Source organism: Amycolatopsis echigonensis (assembly GCF_002846615.1).
Classification (GTDB): domain Bacteria; phylum Actinomycetota; class Actinomycetes; order Mycobacteriales; family Pseudonocardiaceae; genus Amycolatopsis; species Amycolatopsis echigonensis.
In genome coordinates this window covers 5,811,290-5,828,261 of sequence record NZ_PJMY01000003.1, presented here as the reverse complement: position 1 = coordinate 5,828,261, position 16,972 = coordinate 5,811,290, and the positions used below count along the sequence as shown (strand labels likewise).

The following is a 16,972-nucleotide window of genomic DNA, read 5'->3' as shown; positions in this document are numbered from 1 at the left end:
GGTTTTCCCTTCAGCTGCAGACGAATCCGCCGTCGACCACGAGGGTCTGGCCGGTGATGTAGGAGGCCGCGTCGGACAGCAGGAACGCCACCGAACCGACGACGTCCTCCGGCTGTTGCGGCCGGGTCAGCGCGCGGTTCATCGCGTACAGGTCGTGCCGCTCCTGCGGAATGCCCGCGGTGGCTTCGACCTCGGTCAGCCCGGGCGCGACCGCGTTGACGGTCACGCCGTCCGGACCGCCGTCCCGCGCCATCGCGCGGGTCATCGCGATCACCGCGCCCTTCGAGGCCACGTACTGGACCAGCCGCGGCGAGCCGTACAGCGCGGCGTCGGACGCGAGATTGACGATGCGTCCGCCGGTCTGCGCGAGCTGCGGATACAGCGCGCGAGAGACGAGCCACGGGCCGCGCGCGTTGACGGTCATCAACGTGTCCCACGCTTCGACGTCCAGCTCCGCGAAGTGCTTGCCGCCCACGCCATCGGCCATTGCCGCGTTGTTCACCAAGCCGTGCAACGGGCCGAGCTTCGCGACCGCGTCCGCCAAGGCCGCGACCGACTCCGGATCCGCGACATCTGTGTCGAGCCGGTGCGCCTCAACGCCTTCCGCCCGCAACCGGGCGACCCCGTCCGCAGCCCGATCCGGAGAACGTTCGGCAATCACGACGCGACCGCCTTGACGCCCGATCTCGCGGGCGATCGCCCAGCCGAGCCCGCGGCCCGCGCCGGTGACCACATACAGCCGGTCCTTCATCGCGCCACCACCGAGTCCACTTGGGACAGGAAGTCCAGCACTTCGGCGGAAAACCGGCGCGGCGATTCCTGATTCGCCGCGTGCCCGCCGGGCAGCACTTCCAGCCGAGCACCCGGGATCGACGCAGCGAGCCGTCGCGACTCGGACACGCCGGTCACCTGGTCGTGCTCGCCGACAAGCACCAGCGTCGGCACCGAGATCCGTGCCAGCCGCGGACCATGATCCGTCTCGGCCATCGATTCCGCGGCGGACGTGTACCCGGGCAGCCGGATGCCCGCCATGATGTCCTCGACCCGTTGTGCCACCGCAGGATCCGCGCCGGGCGCGAGCAGCCGAGGCGCGCGCCGACGGGCGAATTCCGCCGCACCCACCCGGTTCAGTTCGCTCGGCCGGTCCCGCATCACCGCTGCGCGCTCGGAGTCGACGCCGGAGCCCCGGGTCGAATCGGCCAGCACCAGCGACCGCACGACCTCCGGGTAGTCCAGCGCGACGCGGGTCGCGATCACGCCGCCCCACGAGACGCCCACGAGATGTGCCGGCGCCGCGTCCAGCGAGGTCAGCAGGCGGCCGACGAGCGCCGCGTATCCGGCCATGCCCAGCGGCTTGTCCGGATCGGCCGAACCGCCGTAGCCCGGCGCGTCCCAAGCCAGCACGCGGTGTTTCGGCGCCAGACCAGCCAACTGCGCGTCGAACGACGCGCTCGATCCGCCGATGCCGTGCAGCAACAGGACCGGACTGCCGTCCCCGGCGGTCCGCACCCGCACACCGTCCACTGTGGAAGTCACCGGAACACCGCCCTCGGCGTCGCCAACGCTTCCAGCGCGGACAGCACCGCGTACGGCACGACCTGGCTCGACGTCGGCGTCTGCGGCGACGGCCGGTTGCGGATCTCGAACCGGTACTCCCCCGCCGGACCGGCCGCGGTGATCACGTGCGAGGTCAACGGCGCGGCCGGATCGGCGATCACCGCCGCCTCCACGACGTCCCAGTCCCGCACCGCCAGCGCCACCGACGCAGCCACGTTCGCCGACTTCGGGAACGCCGCGGTGATCTCCCGCGCGGGCCCGCGCCGCAACTCGACCGGTGCGGTCGCCTGCCGCAACTCCTCCGCCTCCGCCTCGGACATCCACGGCTGGACCAGCGAAGACGCCTTCTTCGTCGTCTCGATGACCACCCGCTCGAACTGCCCGAGCAGCGCCGCCGAACGCAGCAGGTCGAGGCCGCCGATCGCGCCGGTCGACAAATGGACCGCGCCCGGGCCTGCCGCGAGCAGCTTCTCCAGCAGCCCGTCCGCCGCCAGCGCGCCGACCGAAACCACCAGCAGGTCGCACCCCGCCGACAGCACCTGCGGCCCGGCGTCCGTCAGCGCCCGCTGTCCCGCCGCCTCGACCACCAAGTCCGAAGTGGACAGCAGCTCCGGCAGCGCGCACATCGGCAGTCCCGCCGGGGACAGCGCCGGATCGACGACCCCGGCCAGCTCCGCGCCCGGCACCAGCCCGTCGCGCAACGCTTCCGCGACGACCGAGCCGATCGATCCCGCGCCCAGCACTCCTACCTTCACGACTGCCACCACGCCGAGTAGCCGGGGTCCGGCACGCCGCGCATGTGCGCGCGGACGTCCTTCGACGGCGGACCCGCGGTGCCCCACAGGTCGGAGAGCTCCGGCGTGCGCCGCCACACCCGGCACAGCCACGCGTCTTCCTCGACCTGCGCGACCTCGGAGGTGTACTCGCAGACGAGCCCGGCCGGGTCGGCGAAGTAGCCGAAGGTGTTGCTGCCCGGACCGTGCCTGCCGGGGCCCCACAGCGGCGTGACGCCGTTGTGCTTGAGCCGCCCGATGCCGCGCATGAAGTGGTCGATCGAGTTCATCTCGTACGCGATGTGGTTCACCGACGCGAATTCCGCCTGGTTGAACGCGATCACGTGGTGGTCGGCGTTGCAGCGCAGGAACGCCATCTGGTGCTCGGACCAGTCGGAGATGCGCATGCCCAGCACCCGCGTGTAGAACTCGCAGGCCGCGTCGATGTCGACGGTGTTGAGCACGACGTGCGCCAGTTTCCGCGGCACCGCGGCGCGACCGTAGGGATCGCCCGGGACGACCGCGTCGACCTCGGCGGACAGCTCCACCAGCCGGCCTTCCGGGTCGGCGAAACGCAGGCCGTACCCGCCGCCGACCTGGTCGAGCTTGCCGGGCTCGGTGACCAGCGGGACGCCGTGCGCGGCCAGCCGGGCGGCGGCCGCGTCGACCTCGCGCGGAGTGGCGACCGCGAACGCGATCTTGCCCAGCGCGTTCTGGTCGGCCTGTTCGAGCTGGAGCACGTGGTGCTCGTCGCCGGAACCGCGCAGCCACACGGCGCCGCGGTCGGCTTCGACCTGGTGCAGCCCCCAGACTTCGCGGTAGAACTCGCCGGAATCGGCGCACTGCGTCGAACGCAGCGTCACCGCGCGCAGGGCGCGGAGCCGCGCGATGGGTTCGGCGGACATGGGGCCTCCTGAAACGTCAGCGGGTCGGGGCGGGCACGGGCGCGGCGGGGGCCGGTGCGGCGGCGGGAGCGGCGAGCGCGGCGGCCTGGCGGCGGGCTTCCGACCGCAGCAGCCGGCGCATCCGGACGAGCGCGATGTCGTGCTGGTACAGGTTTTCCCGGTCCCACGCGTCGAGCGGCATCGCCTCGGCCATCTCGCGGTCCTGCTCCAGCACCGCCCAGTGCCGGGCTTCGAGCCGGTTGCGGTAGAGGACGCGCCAGCTGTCGCGTTCCCAGCCGGAAACCTTGCGGCAGCGCCAGAAGAAGGCCGCGTGCTGGGTCTCGTTGATCGCGCACAGCGCGGCGACGATGGTGAACGCGCCGCCCGGACCGGCGGTGTCCGGATACGGGATGTCGAGCGTGACCCACTGCGCGCCGGCGTCGGTGAGCTGCACCCAGTCGAAGTTCACGCCGCGCTGGTCGGTCTTCTCGAAGACGAACCCGTCGTCGATCGCGCGGATCTGGAAGACGGCCTCGCGCTTGCCGCCGAACATGGTGTGGCTGTTGCGGTGCAGGAACGCGCCGTGCATCGGGTCGAGCAGGTTGTCCAGGGAGTAGCCATACGGCGCGTCCCATTCGACGTAGCAGGGGAAGGTGTCCCACTCGCCGCCCGCGATCGGGTCCGGCAGCTGCAACGGCGTCGGCTCGGCGGCCTCGTCCAAGCCGAACCAGGCGAACACCGCACCGGCGTGTTCCTCCGCCGGGAACGTCCGCAGCGCGCGACGGCCCTCCAGCGCACATCCGGGGCTGCCCGGGACCGACACGACGACACCGTCGCCGTCCACCTGCACGCCGTGGTAGTTGCAAGCGACCCGGTCGCCCATGTGCACCCCGAGCGAAAGCCGCGCGCCACGGTGCGGACAGCGGTCTTCCTGAACGTGCACGACCCCTGCGGAGTCGCGCCAGAGCAGCAGTTTCTCCCCGGCCCGCTCGATGCGGGTCAGCTCGCCGCGGTTGACGGTGCCGGACGGGCACAGCGGGTACCAGCGGTCGCGCAGGCCCAGCGCCAGCAGCTCCTCAGCGGTTCTGGTCGCCATCACGCCTCCCCCGCCAGCCGCGCCAGTTCGGCGGTGAACGTCTCTTCGGTCCAGTCGGAGCCGTCGGCCGGGCGCAGGCCGCCCGCGTTGAGCGCGGAGACCACGCCGGGCAGGTCGTGCACACCCCGGCCGTAGACCGCTTCCAGCTCGTCGGACAGCGCGTTCTCGTAGCTCGTCGGCGGGGCGGTGCGGCTCTGCACCGGCCGCAGCTGCAGCGGCATCGGGCGTTCCCTTCGGTTCGTGGTGGTCAGGCCTCAAGCGGCGGCGGACGGGGCGAGCGCGGCCTGCCCGGCGGCGGTGAGCACCGCGGGCACCCGCAGCCCCGGTCCGCGCGGAGCGGCCGGTTCGGGGGCGAGCAGCCCGGCCAGCTGGTGCCCGAGTGTCGGGTCGCAGCAGGCGAGGCCGTCGACGTAAAGGTGCGGTTCGCGGCTGCACGTCATTTCCACGTGCCCCGCGGCGGCGGCGCGCAGCACGGCGAGCTGCCGGTGGGTGTGTCCCGCCATGGCCGGCTCCTAGAGGTCAAGAACGAGTTCGGCGGAGCGGCACCGCGACACGCACAGCATCATGGTCCCGGCGGTCGCCTTCTCGTCGTCGTCGAGCACGAAATCGCGGTGGTCCGGCTCGCCGGAGAGCACCTTCGTTTCACAGGTCCCGCACACGCCCTCGCGGCACGAGGTCGGCACGGAGATCCCGGCGCGGCCGAGAGCGTCCACAATGGACTCGTCGGCGGCGACCGCGACCCGGGTCCCGGAACCGGCGCACACCACGTCGAATCCCGTTCCCGGCGCGGCTGCCGGAGCCTCGGGGGCCCGGAAGCGTTCGACCCGCAGGGCGGCCGTTTCCGGCAGGGCCGCCTCGACCGCGCGGAGCAGCGGTTCGGGGCCGCAGCAGTGCACGACCGTGCCCGGCGCGAGCCCGGCCAGCCTCGCGGCCAGATCGGGCGGACCGCCGTGCTCGTCGTCGGCGTGTACTTCCAGCCGGTCCCCGGCGAGGCCGGAAAGCTCGTCCAGGAAAGCCATTCCGCCGCGCGACCGTCCACAGTAGAGCATGGACCACGGCGCGCGGCCGCCGGCGAGTTTCCCGGCCATCGCGAGGATCGGGGTCACGCCGATGCCGCCGGCGATGAGCAGGTGCTCCGGAGCGTCGTGCAGCTCGAAGGTGTTGCGCGGGCCCTCGACGGGCAGGACGCTGCCCGCGGTGAGCCGCTCGTGCACCCACGCGCTGCCGCCGCGCGAGGATTCCTCCCGCAGCACCGCGACCGTCCAGCTGTGCCGATCGGCCGGGTCGCCGCAAAGAGAGTACTCGCGCACCAGCCCGTTCGGCAGGTGCAGGGAAAGATGCGCTCCCGGCTCCCAGCCGGGCAGCGGCTTTCCTTCCGGATCGCGCAGTTCCACCTGCGTGACCCGGTCGGCCAGCCACGTCGTCCGGTGCACCCGCAGCATCGTCGGCATCGCGGTCGTCCTCAGCGAGTGACGCCGTGCATCGGCGAGGTGGGCGGGTAGGTCGGCAGCTGCGGCTTCTGCGCGCCGATGATGACGCAGAACAGCGCGTCGGTGTCGCCGGCGTTGCGCAGGCTGCGCGGCACCCCGGCGGGCACGCGGATCAGGTCGCGGTAGCCCAGCACGCGGGTCGCGGTCTTGGTGCCGTCCTCGACGTCGTGCACGGTCACCTCCAGCGTGCCTTCGAGGACGAAGAACGCCTCTTCCACGTCGTGGTGGGTGTGCTCCGGGCCGATCGCGCCGACCGGCAGCCGCATGTTGGAGAAGGTGAAGTGCTCCGAGGGCAGCTGGCGGGCGTCGCCCTCGTGGTTGCCGGTCGCGCCGGAGCCGATGTAGCGGATCTGCGCGCGGCGGAACTCGTCGCCCTTCGCGGCGGCCTGGAAGCCGAGGGTGTCCCAGTCCTCGTACCGCGTCTCGCGAGCGGCGATGCACGAGTCGATGAGCTCCTCAAGGTGCTGATTCTTGCTTTCGGTGGTGGTCATCGCGGGGCAACTCCTCCGGTGGTCCTCGGCGGGCTCGCCGCCGAATGCCTTAGGTCTAAGAGACTTACTGATAAGGGTTGTACCCCGAGGGCTGTGATCCGCACAACCCCTCAGGCCTAAAATTCTTTCCGGCGGTTCCCGGCGGCTCGCGCGCCGTGCGGGGCTTCGCGGACCTTGGCGCCCGGGTGGCCGCGGCCGCAGGTCCGCGAGGGGATCACGGGCGGCGACCCCGCCCTCCGCTCCGGCTGCGACGAGAGCCGCCCGGCCCCGCACCCGCAACCGCGCCCATGGCGCCGCCTGGGAGCCAGGTACCGGTCCTTGATCCGGCCAGAGGGTTGACGAAACCTTAGTCCTAAGGTTTCCTCGGTCGCATCCCCGTCACCCGTGCCGAAAGGACGTCGCCCATGCAGCCCTTCCCCGTCCCGCCCGACGAAATCCCGGTCGGCGGCGGCTGGCAGCGCGGCGGCGGTCCCGCGTCCGCGTGCGTGGATCCCGCCGACGGGTCAACGGTCGCCTCGATCCACGCCGCCGACTCCGCCCAGGTCGACGCCGCCGCCCGCGCCGGTGCCGCGGCCGCCGCGGACCCGGCGTGGCGAGACCTGCTGCCGCACCGGCGCGCCCGGCTGCTGGCCCGCGTCGCCGACGCGATCGAGGACCACGCCGAGCCGCTCGCCCTGCTGCAAACCCGCAACACCGGCAAGACGCTCGGCGAAACCCGCGCGCTGGTCGCGAGCGCGGCCGGCACTTTCCGGTACTACGCGGCCGCGCTCGAAACCCTCGAAGGCGAACTCCCGCCGAGCCGCGGCGCGCACCTGACGATGAGCGTGCACGAACCGATCGGAGTCGTCGGCGCGATCACGCCGTGGAACTCGCCGATCGCCAGCGACGCCCAGAAAATCGCCCCCGCGCTGGCCGCCGGGAACGCCGTCCTGCTCAAACCCGCGGAAGCCACTCCCCTGGTTTCGCTGGCACTGGCCCGCCTCGTCCAGGACGCGGGCGTGCCGCCCGCGCTGCTGTCGGTCCTGCCCGGCCCCGGCACGGTCGTCGGCGACGCGATCTCCCGGCACCCGCTGGTCGGCAAGCTCGCCTTCACCGGCGGCACGACCACCGGGCGCGTGCTGGGCCGCGTCGCCGCGGACCGGATCATCCCGGTCACCATGGAACTGGGCGGCAAATCCCCGACGATCGTCTGCGAGGACTCCGACGTCGAGGAGACCGTCGCCGGAATCCTGTATGGAATCTTCTCCTCGACCGGCCAGAGCTGCGTCGCCGGATCGCGAATCTTCCTGCCGCGCAGGCAGTACGGCGAATGGGCTTCCCGGCTGATCGCCGCTGCCACCGCCTTGCGACTGGGCCCGGGCACCGACCCCGCCACTCAGGTCGCTCCGCTGGCGACGTTCGCGCACCGCGACAAGGTGGCCGCGATGGTCGACCGCGCCCGCGAAGAAGGTGCGGTCGTCCGCTGCGGTGGCCGAATCCCCGATGACGAACGCTTGTCGCGCGGCGCGTACTACCTGCCCACCCTGCTGGACGGCCTCGCCCCGGACGCGAAGACGTGCCAGGAGGAAATCTTCGGACCGGTCGGCGTCCTGCTGCCCTACGAGGACGAGGAAGACCTGGTCGCCCAGGCCAACTCGACCGTCTACGGCCTGGCGTGCGGCATCTGGACCGCCGACTACCGCCGCGCGCTTCGGCTGGCACGCCGCATCGAGGCCGGGACGGTGTGGATCAACACCTACAAGCAGTTCAGCATCTCGACACCGTTCAGCGGCACCAAGGAAAGCGGCCTCGGCACGGACAAGGGCCGCACCGCGATCCGCAGTTACCAGCGGCAGAAGAGCCTGTACCTGAGCCTCGCGGACGAGCCGATCCCGTGGGCGCGGGGCTGAATCAGCAGGTTCGGACCTTGCCGTGCCGCACTGCCAGGACTCGGCGACGTGGTTGAAGACGTTTCGGATCTCGGACAAGAGATACGGTGGCGATCGGCGAGGAGGCAGCCGGAGGCCGCTGCATACCGCCCGCGGCAGGCGCCATGGTGACTGCCCCAACGGCGAGCGCCGCGATGAAGACGGGTTCCGGACACCGCGACGGCGACCGGCTGTCGAGCACTCGCCTTACCCGCGGCGGCGGCCGCAGCTTTCTCTGTGCTGACGGTCGCCAGGTAACCGGGGGCCGCCCCGCCCAGGACGATCGGGGCGATGATCATGCGCAGTCCGCCGTTGATATCCACAAGTTCCGAGGCGAGCGCACGGCAGCTCTCGCATCCGTCCAAGTGGTTCTCGACCCGAACACGCTCCCGTTGGGGCAGTCCGTCGCCCGGCAGCCTTCCGCTTGGTTCTCCGACGAATGGACCTGCAGACAGGCCTGCCGGAGCCCCTCGCGGGCGCGGTAGGCGAGCGCCGGGACACCGTTGGGGGTCAGTCCGAGCAGCGGCGCGACCTCGGCCGGGCTCTGCTGTTCGATCTCGGTGTGCCACAGCACTGCCTGCCAGCGTTCGGGCAGCCAAGCGAACGCCTTCGCGGCGAGCGCCGACCGCGGTGTCCGCGAACGGCACAGCCAGCGCCGCCGCGTCCTTGCCGATCGGCTCGGACAGGTCTTCGGTCACGTCGTGGGCGACATGCCACAGCGTGGTCAGCAGATACGCGCGGAAGGCCGAGCCGGGTCCTTTGCCCGTGCACAGGGCGTTGAACACCCTCGCGAACGCCTCGGACACCAGGTCGTCGGCCTCCGCATCGGATTTGGCGAGCTGGCAGGTCAGGTTGCGGGCCGCCTCGCAGTGCCGTTCGTAGAGGGTGCCGTAGGCGCTGACCGTTCCCGCACGCACGGCGGCGATCAACTCGGCGTCACTCTGGCCGGCGGGAACGGACACGCGGGCCGCCTGGGGTCGTGATGCCCGGAGGACTGGCGGACACGAGGGGCATGCCGAGGTTGGCTACCGTCCCCGCACTCCATGACAGCTTTTCCGGCCGACCCCGATCCGCGCGCCGGCGAATCGGCGAATCGGGAAATCGGGAAATCGGGGAATCGTACTGCCCGCTTACGCCTGGACTCTGCTCGCGATGACCGTCCTGCTCGCCCTCGTACGGCTCGCGGTCTTCCGCCGCGCCCTCCACGCCCGTCGCGAGTGGAATATTCCCGCCGACGACCGGGAACGGCTCATGCTCGCCCGCTATCCGCGCCCTCCGAAGAATGCTCCGCCGCGGGACCAGGAGAAGTGACCCCGGGCCGACGGACTCAGCCGCCGAACTCGGCCTGGTCCAGCGACTGCTCCAGTTTCCCCAGCAATTTCGCCAGCTGCGCCCGTTCCGTCGCGGTCAGCCCGGCCAGCATGCGGTTTTCGTTGGGAAAATGCTCGTGCACCACTTTGTCCGTGGCCGCGAGCCCGTCCTCGGTGAGGCCGATGAACACGACCCGCCGGTCGTCCTCGTCGCGTTCGCGGCGGACGAGCCCGGCCTGCACCAGCTTGTCGACCCGCTGCGTGATGCCGCCGGTGGTGAGCAGGTTGGTGTCGGCGAGGTCCCCCGCCGTGCGCCGGTACGGCGCGCCGCCCCGCCGGAGCGCGGCGAGGATCCCGAAGTCCGCCACCGTGATCCCGTGGCGGGAGAACACGCGCGTCAGCTGCCGCTGGTACCGGTCGAACGCACGATGCAGCCGCCCGAACACCGCGAGCGGCGACGTGTCGACCTCCGGCACCTCGGCGCGCCACTGCGCGAGCATCTCGTCAACCTCGTCCGGCTCGGTCCGCTTCGGCATCCGGCACCCCCGTGAATAGCTTTGGGCTAAGAATAGCACCACTAAGATTTTCGGGAGGTCCCGCACGGGGCTACGGTGACCGCATGACGGTCAAGCGGATGGACAACGTCCTCATCGTCGTCGAGGATCTCGACGCGGTCATCGCGTTCTTCGTCGAACTGGGGCTGGAACTGGAAAACAAGGGCCCGCTGGACTGGCGCGGCGCGGAAAAGGTGGTCGGACTGGCCGACATCCGGCAGGACGTGGCCATGCTGCGCGTCCCCGACGGTCCCGGCCGGGTGGAACTGGCGAAATTCCACCAGCCGAAGGCGATCGCCCCGGAGCCGTGGAAGGCCCCCGCGAACACGCTCGGCATCCGCCGGATGATGTTCGCGGTCGACGACTTGGAGGACACTTTGGCCCGCCTGCGCGCCCACGGAGCCGAGCTGGTCGACGAAGTGGTGCAGTACGAGAACATGTTCCTGCTGTGTTACGTACGGGGGCCGGAGAACATCGTCGTCGGGCTCGCCCAAGAACTCGGCTGAACGCGCCGGAAGCGGTGCCGCTCCCAGCGGACAGCACCGCTTCCGGCAGAGGACACACCACCCGGATCCCCCGTCGCGTTCCTGCCGCACCCGGCGCGATCGACGGTCCGCTCCCGCCCGGTTCGAGCTTCTTCGGCCCGGCCGTTGCGCGCGAAATCCGACCCAGCCGCGGTGTCCTGCCGCAGCGCGGGGCTCGCACCGACGAAGCGGTACCGCGTGTCGCCCGGCAAGAAGTGCATGGCGCTGCGCAACTGCCCGTAGACGGCAGGCACCTGGCCGCACGCGGCGAAATGCGCGCGAACATAAGGTGCCGGGTCGATGATGTCCGGCTGCCCCGATACGAAGAACACCGGACCGTGCGTCGGCACCGGCCGCGATGGCGCCTCCGCTCTGGGAGGGACCGGCGGCGGCCCTCTGCCCGGTGTCGACGCGGTCGTGGAAAACGCTGCCCTGCCGGGCGTTCTCGGCGATCAGGTACTGCGCCCCGTCGAGCATCTCCGTGCCGGAGCCGGACTGTCCGGTGTTCACCGCGGCGACGAGGGCAACCCCAGCCGGCGAGATGGGTGAACAGGAGTTCGTACTGGCCGACGGTGGCACCGGTGCCATTGCCCCAGATCAGCGCCAGCGGCTTTCGCGGGCTGGTCCGGCCGCTCCTGGCACCAGCACGACAGCGACCGCCGCCGTGGTCGTCGCCAGGAGCGATCCCCGGCTGAACGAACGCGTGCCGGGCTCCGGGATCAGTTGTAGAAGTGGATGTAGCGGAACGACGACGCGCTCACGTCGTGCACGAGGTAGTGCCCGTCGCCGGCCCAGTTGTAGTCCTCGACGGTGACCGTGCCGCCGTGCACGCTGTCGACGATGGCGACGTGGCCGTAGGTGCCGTTGTCGGTCTGGGCGATCGAGCCCTCGGTCGGGTTGTTGTCGACGCGGTAGCCGTTGTTGCGGGCGTTGTCGTCCCAGTACTTCGCGTCGCCGTAGTTGTTCGCGCTTTCGCCGTGGCGCGCGATGTTGAACGCGGCCCACGAGACGCACTCGCGGTTGTACATGTTCCAGTCGTCGACGACGGAGTCCTGCGGCACGTTGCGCCACTTCGCGGGGTAGATGTCGCCGATGGCGCTCGCCGTCGACGAGGCCGGGACGGTTCCGAAATGAGCGGCCATCGACGTCGCCTGGGCAGCCGTCTCAGTGGTCGCGGTGGCGGTGGCCGTACCGCTGACGGCGAAGGCTGCGACGGCGGCGAAGGTCAGAATGGCGCGGGAGGGACGGCGCATGGGGAAGACCTTTCGGTGTTCGGGGAGTGAATGCGCCGTGACGGTAAGTCGCCGATCACCTCCGAACCAGGCCTTTGTGGACAACTGGTCCGCCGGGGGAAGTCTTGCCTGGTCGGCGGCGGTTGTTCACAGAATTGGCGGCGCCGGCCGGGTTCACCATTGCCAGCCGGTGCCGTAGATGCCGGGCCGGACGTCCCGCAGCGCCAGCGTCGTGGTGTGCGTGGCCCCGGCGGACAATGGACTGCCGGGATGTTCGGGACCGCCGAGCCCGCGCTGTTCGAAGGACCGGACACGGCGCGGAACTCGCGAACCGAAGCTGACCTGGCAGACGTACTCCGCGACCGGGCGGGTGAACCGGCGGTGGTAGTGGCCGGTCGGCGATCCCGGCGGGAACCGGATCTCGTACTCGACAATCGTCACCTCGCCCAGCGCCAGCGCGCGCTCCAGCCGCAGTTCGGCCGCGACCATGCCGGTCTCGCGGTCGACGCAGACCCGGCCGACCCGCGCCGAGCGCACGCAGCGGTAAACCGGGCCGGCGGTCAGGAACGAATCGGCCTGGTAGTAGGCCATCATGCGGTCCACGCCGTCGACGGCGGCCTCGGCGACCATCCGGACCTGCAGCGCGCGTTCGCCGCCGTGCTCGTCGAGCAGCATGCGGTCGTGGATCGACCAGAACGACAGCTGCCCGTCCGGCGGGGGTTTCAGCTCGGCGGAGAACGCCCGCAACTGCGGCCACAGCCGGCGGCGTTCGATCCGGCAGGCGGGTTCGCCGAGCCAGCGCCCGCGCGGCGCTTTGGGGCCGAGCCTCGACGTCAGCGTCCCGGGTTCGAGGCTCAGCACGGATTCCAGCTGCGCGACGGCGGCGATCGAGGTCTCGCGTTCCGGTTGCGACCGGCCGCGCCGCCAGTAGGACAGCGCCGAGCGCGAAAGCCGCACCCCGCGCGCGGCGAGGTGGTGCTGGAGCCGGTCGAGCGACAGCCCGGATTCCTCGATCGCGGTGTCCAGTGTGACCGCGAACGAGCCCGCGGAAGGCCGAGTCACGGTTCCAGGATGATCTCCCGCACGGGCGTTCCGGAACCCACGAAAGTCCGCATTTCCCCCACGGTATCCGACGAACGACGCTGGCCCGGCGGGCCGCTGCGGGCCACAGTGGACGCCGTGCCCTCGTTCGCCGACGCACTGGACGCCGCCATCAGCGGCGCCGGACTGACCTTGGAACGGCTGCGCGAACACTTGGCCGCCCGCGGGGTGACGGTGTCGCGCAGCGCCCTGGCCTACTGGCGGACCGGGCGATCGCTGCCGGGCCGCGAGGCGTCGCTGCACGCGGTCGTCGAACTCGAACAGGTGCTCGGCCTTGGCGCGGGCGGCCTCACGTCGTTGCTCGGGCCGCAAGACCGGCAGTGTTCCCGCCCGCAGCGGACTCCCCTGCTCGAACGGCGCCGGCTGTGGCCGTCGGTGCGGCCCTCGTCGCTCGAATTCGACCTGCCGCCGGAGGACCAGGTGCGGCTGCGGTCGGTGCACGACGAACTTCTCGTGGCCGAGGATCGCCAGGAACGCCTGCTCAGAGTGCGCTTGGTGGCCGAGGCCGCGGTGGACGGGGTCGTCCGGATGGCCACCTACTACCAGACCGAGGACCGCGCGCGGCAGCCTCCGCGCTTCGCAGCCGGACACTGCTGCCGCGCGGGCCGGACCCGGGTCGACGCGGTCAGCGGGCTCCTGATCGCGGAGCTGTTCTTCGACCGGGAACTGCGGGCCGGGGACGTCGCGGCGGTGGAGTACGAATTCGTGTTTCCGCCCGGCCGTCCGGTGCAGGGATACCACCGCAGGTTCACCCGGCCCGCTCCCCTCTACACCTGCCGCGTGCAATTCGGCTCGAACGTTCCCGAAAGCATTCGCCGTTTCGAACAACGCGACCTCGCCGCACCCCGCCGCAAAGTGGAGGAACTGCGCGCTACCGGGAGCGGCGCGGCGACGCTGGCGGCGCGGGAGGTCCGCGCCGGAATCATCGGCGTCGAGTGGACCTGGTAGCAATTCTGTGAACGCGGCCCGCTGAACTGGGGAAATCCGGGCTCCACGGCGTGGTTTCCACTTTTCGCGGCCGAGGCGGGAACGCGGTTCTTACCGTGCGCAGTGCTGTATTCCTCCTCACCAATCCGGAGCAGCACATGCGAAGTCCGACTCTCCTCGTGGCCGCTTTCCTGACGACAGCGACACTTTCCCCGCCGGCGCCGCCGGTGATCCCGCTGCCCGCAGCCCCTGCCGTCCCCGCGGGCGCCACCGCGGACAGTTCCGCTCTGCCCGGCCAAGTCACCGTGTCCGTCGCGCTCAAGCCCCGCGACGAAGCGGGAGCCGAACGGTACGTCGCCGACACGGCCGACCCGAACTCGCCGCTGTACCGCCATTACCTCAGCGCCGCCGAATACACCGAGCGGTTCGGCCCCACCGCCAGTGCGGTCGACCAGGTGCGGAAGTACTTGACCGGCAAGGGGATGCGCATCGACGACGTCACCGGCAACCGCCAGGTCGTCACCGCGTCCGGCACCCCCGGCGCAGTGGAAACCGCGTTCAGCACCTCGCTTTCCGGCTTCCGGTCAGCCAAGGGCGAGCGGTTTTTCAACGCTACCGAGGCAACCGCGGTCCCCTCGGACATCGCCGCGGTCGTCCGCGGGGTCGCCGGCCTGACGAACCGGCCCGCCGCGCACCGGGCGAGCGCACCGGCGGGCCCGTCCGGTCCCGGCGGCGGCTACACCCCGGCACAACTGCGCACCGCCTACAGCATGACCGGCGTCTCCGGCGGCTACGACGGTTCCGGCGAGACGGTCGGGCTGATCGAGTTCGACACGTTCAAGCAGTCCGACATCGACGCCTGGACGCAGTACTTCAAACAACCCGCTGTCAGACCGGAGGTCGTCAAGGTGGACGGCGGGGCGCCGAATCCGGGCAGCGACCAGGCGGAGGCCACGCTCGACGTGCTGGCCGTCGCGGCGACCGCGCCGAAGGCCAAGCAGGTCGTCTACTCCGCGCCGAACTCCGACCAGGCGTGGGTGCACGAAATGGCGCGGATCGCCTCGGACGGCAAGATCACCGTCCTTTCCGGATCGTGGCTCAACGGCGAGATCTGCGAGTCGAGCCCGATCGCGGCCTCGCACGATTCCTACACCCAGCTCGCCGCGCAGGGCGTCACGATGTTCTCCGCGTCCGGCGGCGGGGGCGGCACCGGCTGCGGCTACCAGGGCGACAACGAAACGGTCCAGGCCAGCTACCCGGCGAGCGACCCGCTGTTCACCGGCGTCGGCGGCACCCAGCTGCGGACGACCGGCAGCGCGGGCACGTGGCGGTCGGAGTCGTGCTGGAACCAGGGCAGCAGCGGCAGCGGGTATTCGAAGATCTACTCGCGCCCGGACTGGCAGCCCGGCACGAACCGGTACCGCTCGGTCCCGGACGTTTCGATGGTCGCTGACTACGGTGCCGGCGCGTTGTCGGTGTACCTGAACGGCGGCTGGCTCGACGTCGGCGGCACCAGCCTGTCGTCCCCGCTGTGGGCGGGCTACGCGGCGATGCTGAACCAGAAATCCCTCAGCGGCGGGAAATCCCGGCTCGGCCAGCTCAACCCGAGCCTCTACCGGATCGCCGGTTCGGCGGACTACGCCTCGACCTTCCACGACGTCACCTCGGGCGGCAACGGCAGCTACAACGCGGGCATCGGCTACGACCTGTGCACCGGCTGGGGTTCCCCGAAGGCCGACGCACTGGCCGCCAAGCTGACCGGTGGCGACACCCCGCCTCCGGCGCAGGACTTCACGCTGTCGGCCGCACCGGCTTCGGGCAGCGTCGCCGCGGGCAGTTCGGCGAGCACGACCGTCACCGCTAACGAGTCCTCCGCTGCTTCGCCGAGCGTCGTAGGCGGCACTCCGACCACGACCGCCGAGCACCCGTTCATCATCTCGATGCGCCGCGAAGGTTCGGCCTTCCCCGGACAGCAGTCCTGCACCGGCACGCTGTTCGGACCGCACACGGTACTGCTGGCCGCCCATTGCCTCCTGGAGAAACCCGGCCGCAAGTGGTTCGTCTACGGCGACGACGACCTCGCGCAAAACACCGGCACCACAGCCGAAATCGCCGCGCAGTGGGTGCATCCGGACTACTCGGACTGGAGCGTCGGCGCGGACGTCGCGGTCGTGACTCTCGACAAGGACCTGCCGGTCCCCGCCGGGACGACGTACCCGAAGCTCAACACCGACCCAGGCCTCGGCGCGCCCGGCACGAAAGGAATTTCGATCGGCTGGGGCGAAACCGGCGCGAACACCCACAGCAACGTGCTGCGTCAGGCCGACGTCCCGATCGCCGAGGACAGCGCCTGCAAGGGCCGCTTCACTGGCCCCCACGGGCAGGAGCAGTACAAGACCCCGGCGATGCTCTGCACCGGGTACACCGACCACCACGCCGGCGCGTGCGTCGGCGACAGCGGCGGACCGTACCTGGTCGGCAACACGGTCGTCGGAGTGTTCTCGTGGATGTCGACCTCGTGCGGCTGGTCCGCCGTCTACGCCAGAGTCTCCGCTTACGCCGCGGACCTCGCCCCGCACCTGCCGGACGGCGGCAACCCGCCGACGGCCGGGGCGATCAGCTTGACCGCCGCCGGCCTGCCCTCGGGCGCGACGGCGGCGTTCAGCCCGGCGAGCGTCGGCCTCGGCGGCCACCCGACGCTCACGATCGCCACGAGCGCGAGCACTCCGGCCGGAACGTACGACGTCACGATCTCCGGCAAGAGCGCGAAATCGGCGCAGACTGCCCACTACCCGCTGACCGTCACCGGCGGGCAGCCCTCGGCGCTGGCACTGGCCGACCCGGGCGACCAGAACAGCTGGACCGGCAAAGCGGTGAACCTGCCGCTGAAGTCCTCGGGCGGCACCGGTGGTCGTCGACCGCGCTCGCCCCGGGCTTGACGTTCGACCCCGCGACCGGAGTCGTGTCCGGGACACCGGCCCGTGCCGACAGCAGGCAGGTGACGGTCACAGTCGCCGACGCATCCGGGAAGAAGGCCGCGACGACGCTCTTCTGGTTCGTTTTCGGCTGAGTTCCCCTCAGCCGCCGGAAGACGCCGTCCCCTGCGCGGGGGCGACACCTTCCAGT

Annotated in this window: 19 protein-coding genes; 6 read left to right on the top strand and 13 right to left on the bottom strand. The window is 71.1% G+C overall.

Features of this window, described 5'->3' with window-relative positions:
* Nucleotides 1-10: 10 nt before the first annotated feature.
* The 9 genes from ATK30_RS32700 to ATK30_RS32660 are packed head-to-tail and all read right to left on the bottom strand — an operon-like array spanning nt 11 to nt 6,291.
* Nucleotides 11-751: a 3-oxoacyl-ACP reductase family protein gene (locus ATK30_RS32700; RefSeq protein ID WP_101438654.1), complete on the bottom strand. Its 741-nt coding sequence runs from the start codon at nt 749-751 to the stop codon at nt 11-13.
* Nucleotides 748-1,536, bottom strand: a complete 789-nt coding sequence (locus ATK30_RS32695; protein WP_101438653.1) for an alpha/beta fold hydrolase — start codon at nt 1,534-1,536, stop codon at nt 748-750. The genes ATK30_RS32700 and ATK30_RS32695 overlap by 4 nt, the downstream gene beginning before the upstream one ends.
* Complete coding sequence (locus ATK30_RS32690) at nt 1,533-2,312, bottom strand: aspartate dehydrogenase domain-containing protein (RefSeq protein WP_244194798.1); 780 nt, start codon at nt 2,310-2,312, stop codon at nt 1,533-1,535. The genes ATK30_RS32695 and ATK30_RS32690 overlap by 4 nt, the downstream gene beginning before the upstream one ends.
* A complete protein-coding gene (locus tag ATK30_RS32685; protein ID WP_043840271.1) occupies nt 2,309-3,235 on the bottom strand; it encodes a VOC family protein in 927 nt (308 codons plus the stop codon). The genes ATK30_RS32690 and ATK30_RS32685 overlap by 4 nt, the downstream gene beginning before the upstream one ends.
* Before the next feature lie 16 nt (nt 3,236-3,251).
* A complete protein-coding gene (locus ATK30_RS32680) occupies nt 3,252-4,310 on the bottom strand; it encodes a Rieske 2Fe-2S domain-containing protein (RefSeq protein ID WP_101438651.1) in 1,059 nt (352 codons plus the stop codon).
* Nucleotides 4,310-4,531 (bottom strand): recombinase-like helix-turn-helix domain-containing protein, encoded by a 222-nt coding sequence (locus ATK30_RS32675; protein WP_093574284.1) that lies wholly within the window; start codon nt 4,529-4,531, stop codon nt 4,310-4,312. The genes ATK30_RS32680 and ATK30_RS32675 overlap by 1 nt, the downstream gene beginning before the upstream one ends.
* Before the next feature lie 33 nt (nt 4,532-4,564).
* Nucleotides 4,565-4,813, bottom strand: a complete 249-nt coding sequence (locus ATK30_RS32670) for a hypothetical protein (RefSeq protein WP_067579025.1) — start codon at nt 4,811-4,813, stop codon at nt 4,565-4,567.
* A 9-nt stretch (nt 4,814-4,822) separates the two neighbouring features.
* Nucleotides 4,823-5,761 carry a PDR/VanB family oxidoreductase gene (locus ATK30_RS32665; RefSeq protein WP_067579027.1) on the bottom strand — a complete coding sequence of 313 codons (939 nt, stop codon included), beginning with the start codon at nt 5,759-5,761 and terminating at the stop codon, nt 4,823-4,825.
* Nucleotides 5,762-5,772: 11 nt separating this feature from the next.
* Nucleotides 5,773-6,291 (bottom strand): cupin domain-containing protein, encoded by a 519-nt coding sequence (locus ATK30_RS32660; RefSeq protein ID WP_101438650.1) that lies wholly within the window; start codon nt 6,289-6,291, stop codon nt 5,773-5,775.
* Nucleotides 6,292-6,695: 404 nt separating this feature from the next.
* Here ATK30_RS32660 and ATK30_RS32655 point away from each other — a divergent pair, with 404 nt between their 5' ends.
* Nucleotides 6,696-8,180: an aldehyde dehydrogenase family protein gene (locus ATK30_RS32655; protein ID WP_101438649.1), complete on the top strand. Its 1,485-nt coding sequence runs from the start codon at nt 6,696-6,698 to the stop codon at nt 8,178-8,180.
* Here the strand turns inward: ATK30_RS32655 and ATK30_RS32650 are convergent.
* A complete protein-coding gene (locus tag ATK30_RS32650; protein WP_416332929.1) occupies nt 8,114-9,115 on the bottom strand; it encodes a sigma factor in 1,002 nt (333 codons plus the stop codon). The two genes, ATK30_RS32655 and ATK30_RS32650, sit on opposite strands and share 67 nt — an antisense overlap.
* A gap of 235 nt (nt 9,116-9,350) precedes the next feature.
* Between ATK30_RS32650 and ATK30_RS45145 the strand changes: the two genes are divergently transcribed.
* The gene (locus ATK30_RS45145) at nt 9,351-9,509 is read left to right on the top strand and encodes a hypothetical protein (protein WP_158242535.1); all 159 of its coding nucleotides are present in this window, start codon (nt 9,351-9,353) and stop codon (nt 9,507-9,509) included.
* A 16-nt stretch (nt 9,510-9,525) separates the two neighbouring features.
* Here ATK30_RS45145 and ATK30_RS32645 read toward each other — a convergent pair whose 3' ends face one another.
* Complete coding sequence (locus ATK30_RS32645; RefSeq protein ID WP_101438648.1) at nt 9,526-10,044, bottom strand: MarR family winged helix-turn-helix transcriptional regulator; 519 nt, start codon at nt 10,042-10,044, stop codon at nt 9,526-9,528.
* Nucleotides 10,045-10,127: 83 nt separating this feature from the next.
* On the opposite strand from ATK30_RS32645, the gene ATK30_RS32640 reads away from it, so the two are divergent.
* Complete coding sequence (locus ATK30_RS32640; protein WP_101438647.1) at nt 10,128-10,568, top strand: VOC family protein; 441 nt, start codon at nt 10,128-10,130, stop codon at nt 10,566-10,568.
* 737 nt (nt 10,569-11,305) lie between these two features.
* Here ATK30_RS32640 and ATK30_RS32630 read toward each other — a convergent pair.
* Together ATK30_RS32630 and ATK30_RS32625 are read right to left on the bottom strand one after the other, a co-directional pair.
* Complete coding sequence (locus ATK30_RS32630; RefSeq protein ID WP_093574288.1) at nt 11,306-11,839, bottom strand: CHAP domain-containing protein; 534 nt, start codon at nt 11,837-11,839, stop codon at nt 11,306-11,308.
* A gap of 153 nt (nt 11,840-11,992) precedes the next feature.
* Nucleotides 11,993-12,880 (bottom strand): PE-PGRS family protein, encoded by an 888-nt coding sequence (locus ATK30_RS32625; RefSeq protein ID WP_101438645.1) that lies wholly within the window; start codon nt 12,878-12,880, stop codon nt 11,993-11,995.
* Nucleotides 12,881-12,889: 9 nt separating this feature from the next.
* Between ATK30_RS32625 and ATK30_RS32620 the strand changes: the two genes are divergently transcribed.
* The 3 genes from ATK30_RS32620 to ATK30_RS47345 all read left to right on the top strand — a co-directional run bounded on the left by ATK30_RS32620 (nt 12,890) and on the right by ATK30_RS47345 (nt 16,916).
* The gene (locus ATK30_RS32620) at nt 12,890-13,867 is read left to right on the top strand and encodes a PE-PGRS family protein (protein WP_101438644.1); all 978 of its coding nucleotides are present in this window, start codon (nt 12,890-12,892) and stop codon (nt 13,865-13,867) included.
* Between the two features lie 137 nt (nt 13,868-14,004).
* A complete protein-coding gene (locus ATK30_RS32615) occupies nt 14,005-16,785 on the top strand; it encodes a trypsin-like serine protease (RefSeq protein ID WP_101438643.1) in 2,781 nt (926 codons plus the stop codon).
* 23 nt (nt 16,786-16,808) lie between these two features.
* Nucleotides 16,809-16,916: a hypothetical protein gene (locus ATK30_RS47345; protein WP_158242534.1), complete on the top strand. Its 108-nt coding sequence runs from the start codon at nt 16,809-16,811 to the stop codon at nt 16,914-16,916.
* Nucleotides 16,917-16,972: the final 56 nt, after the last annotated feature.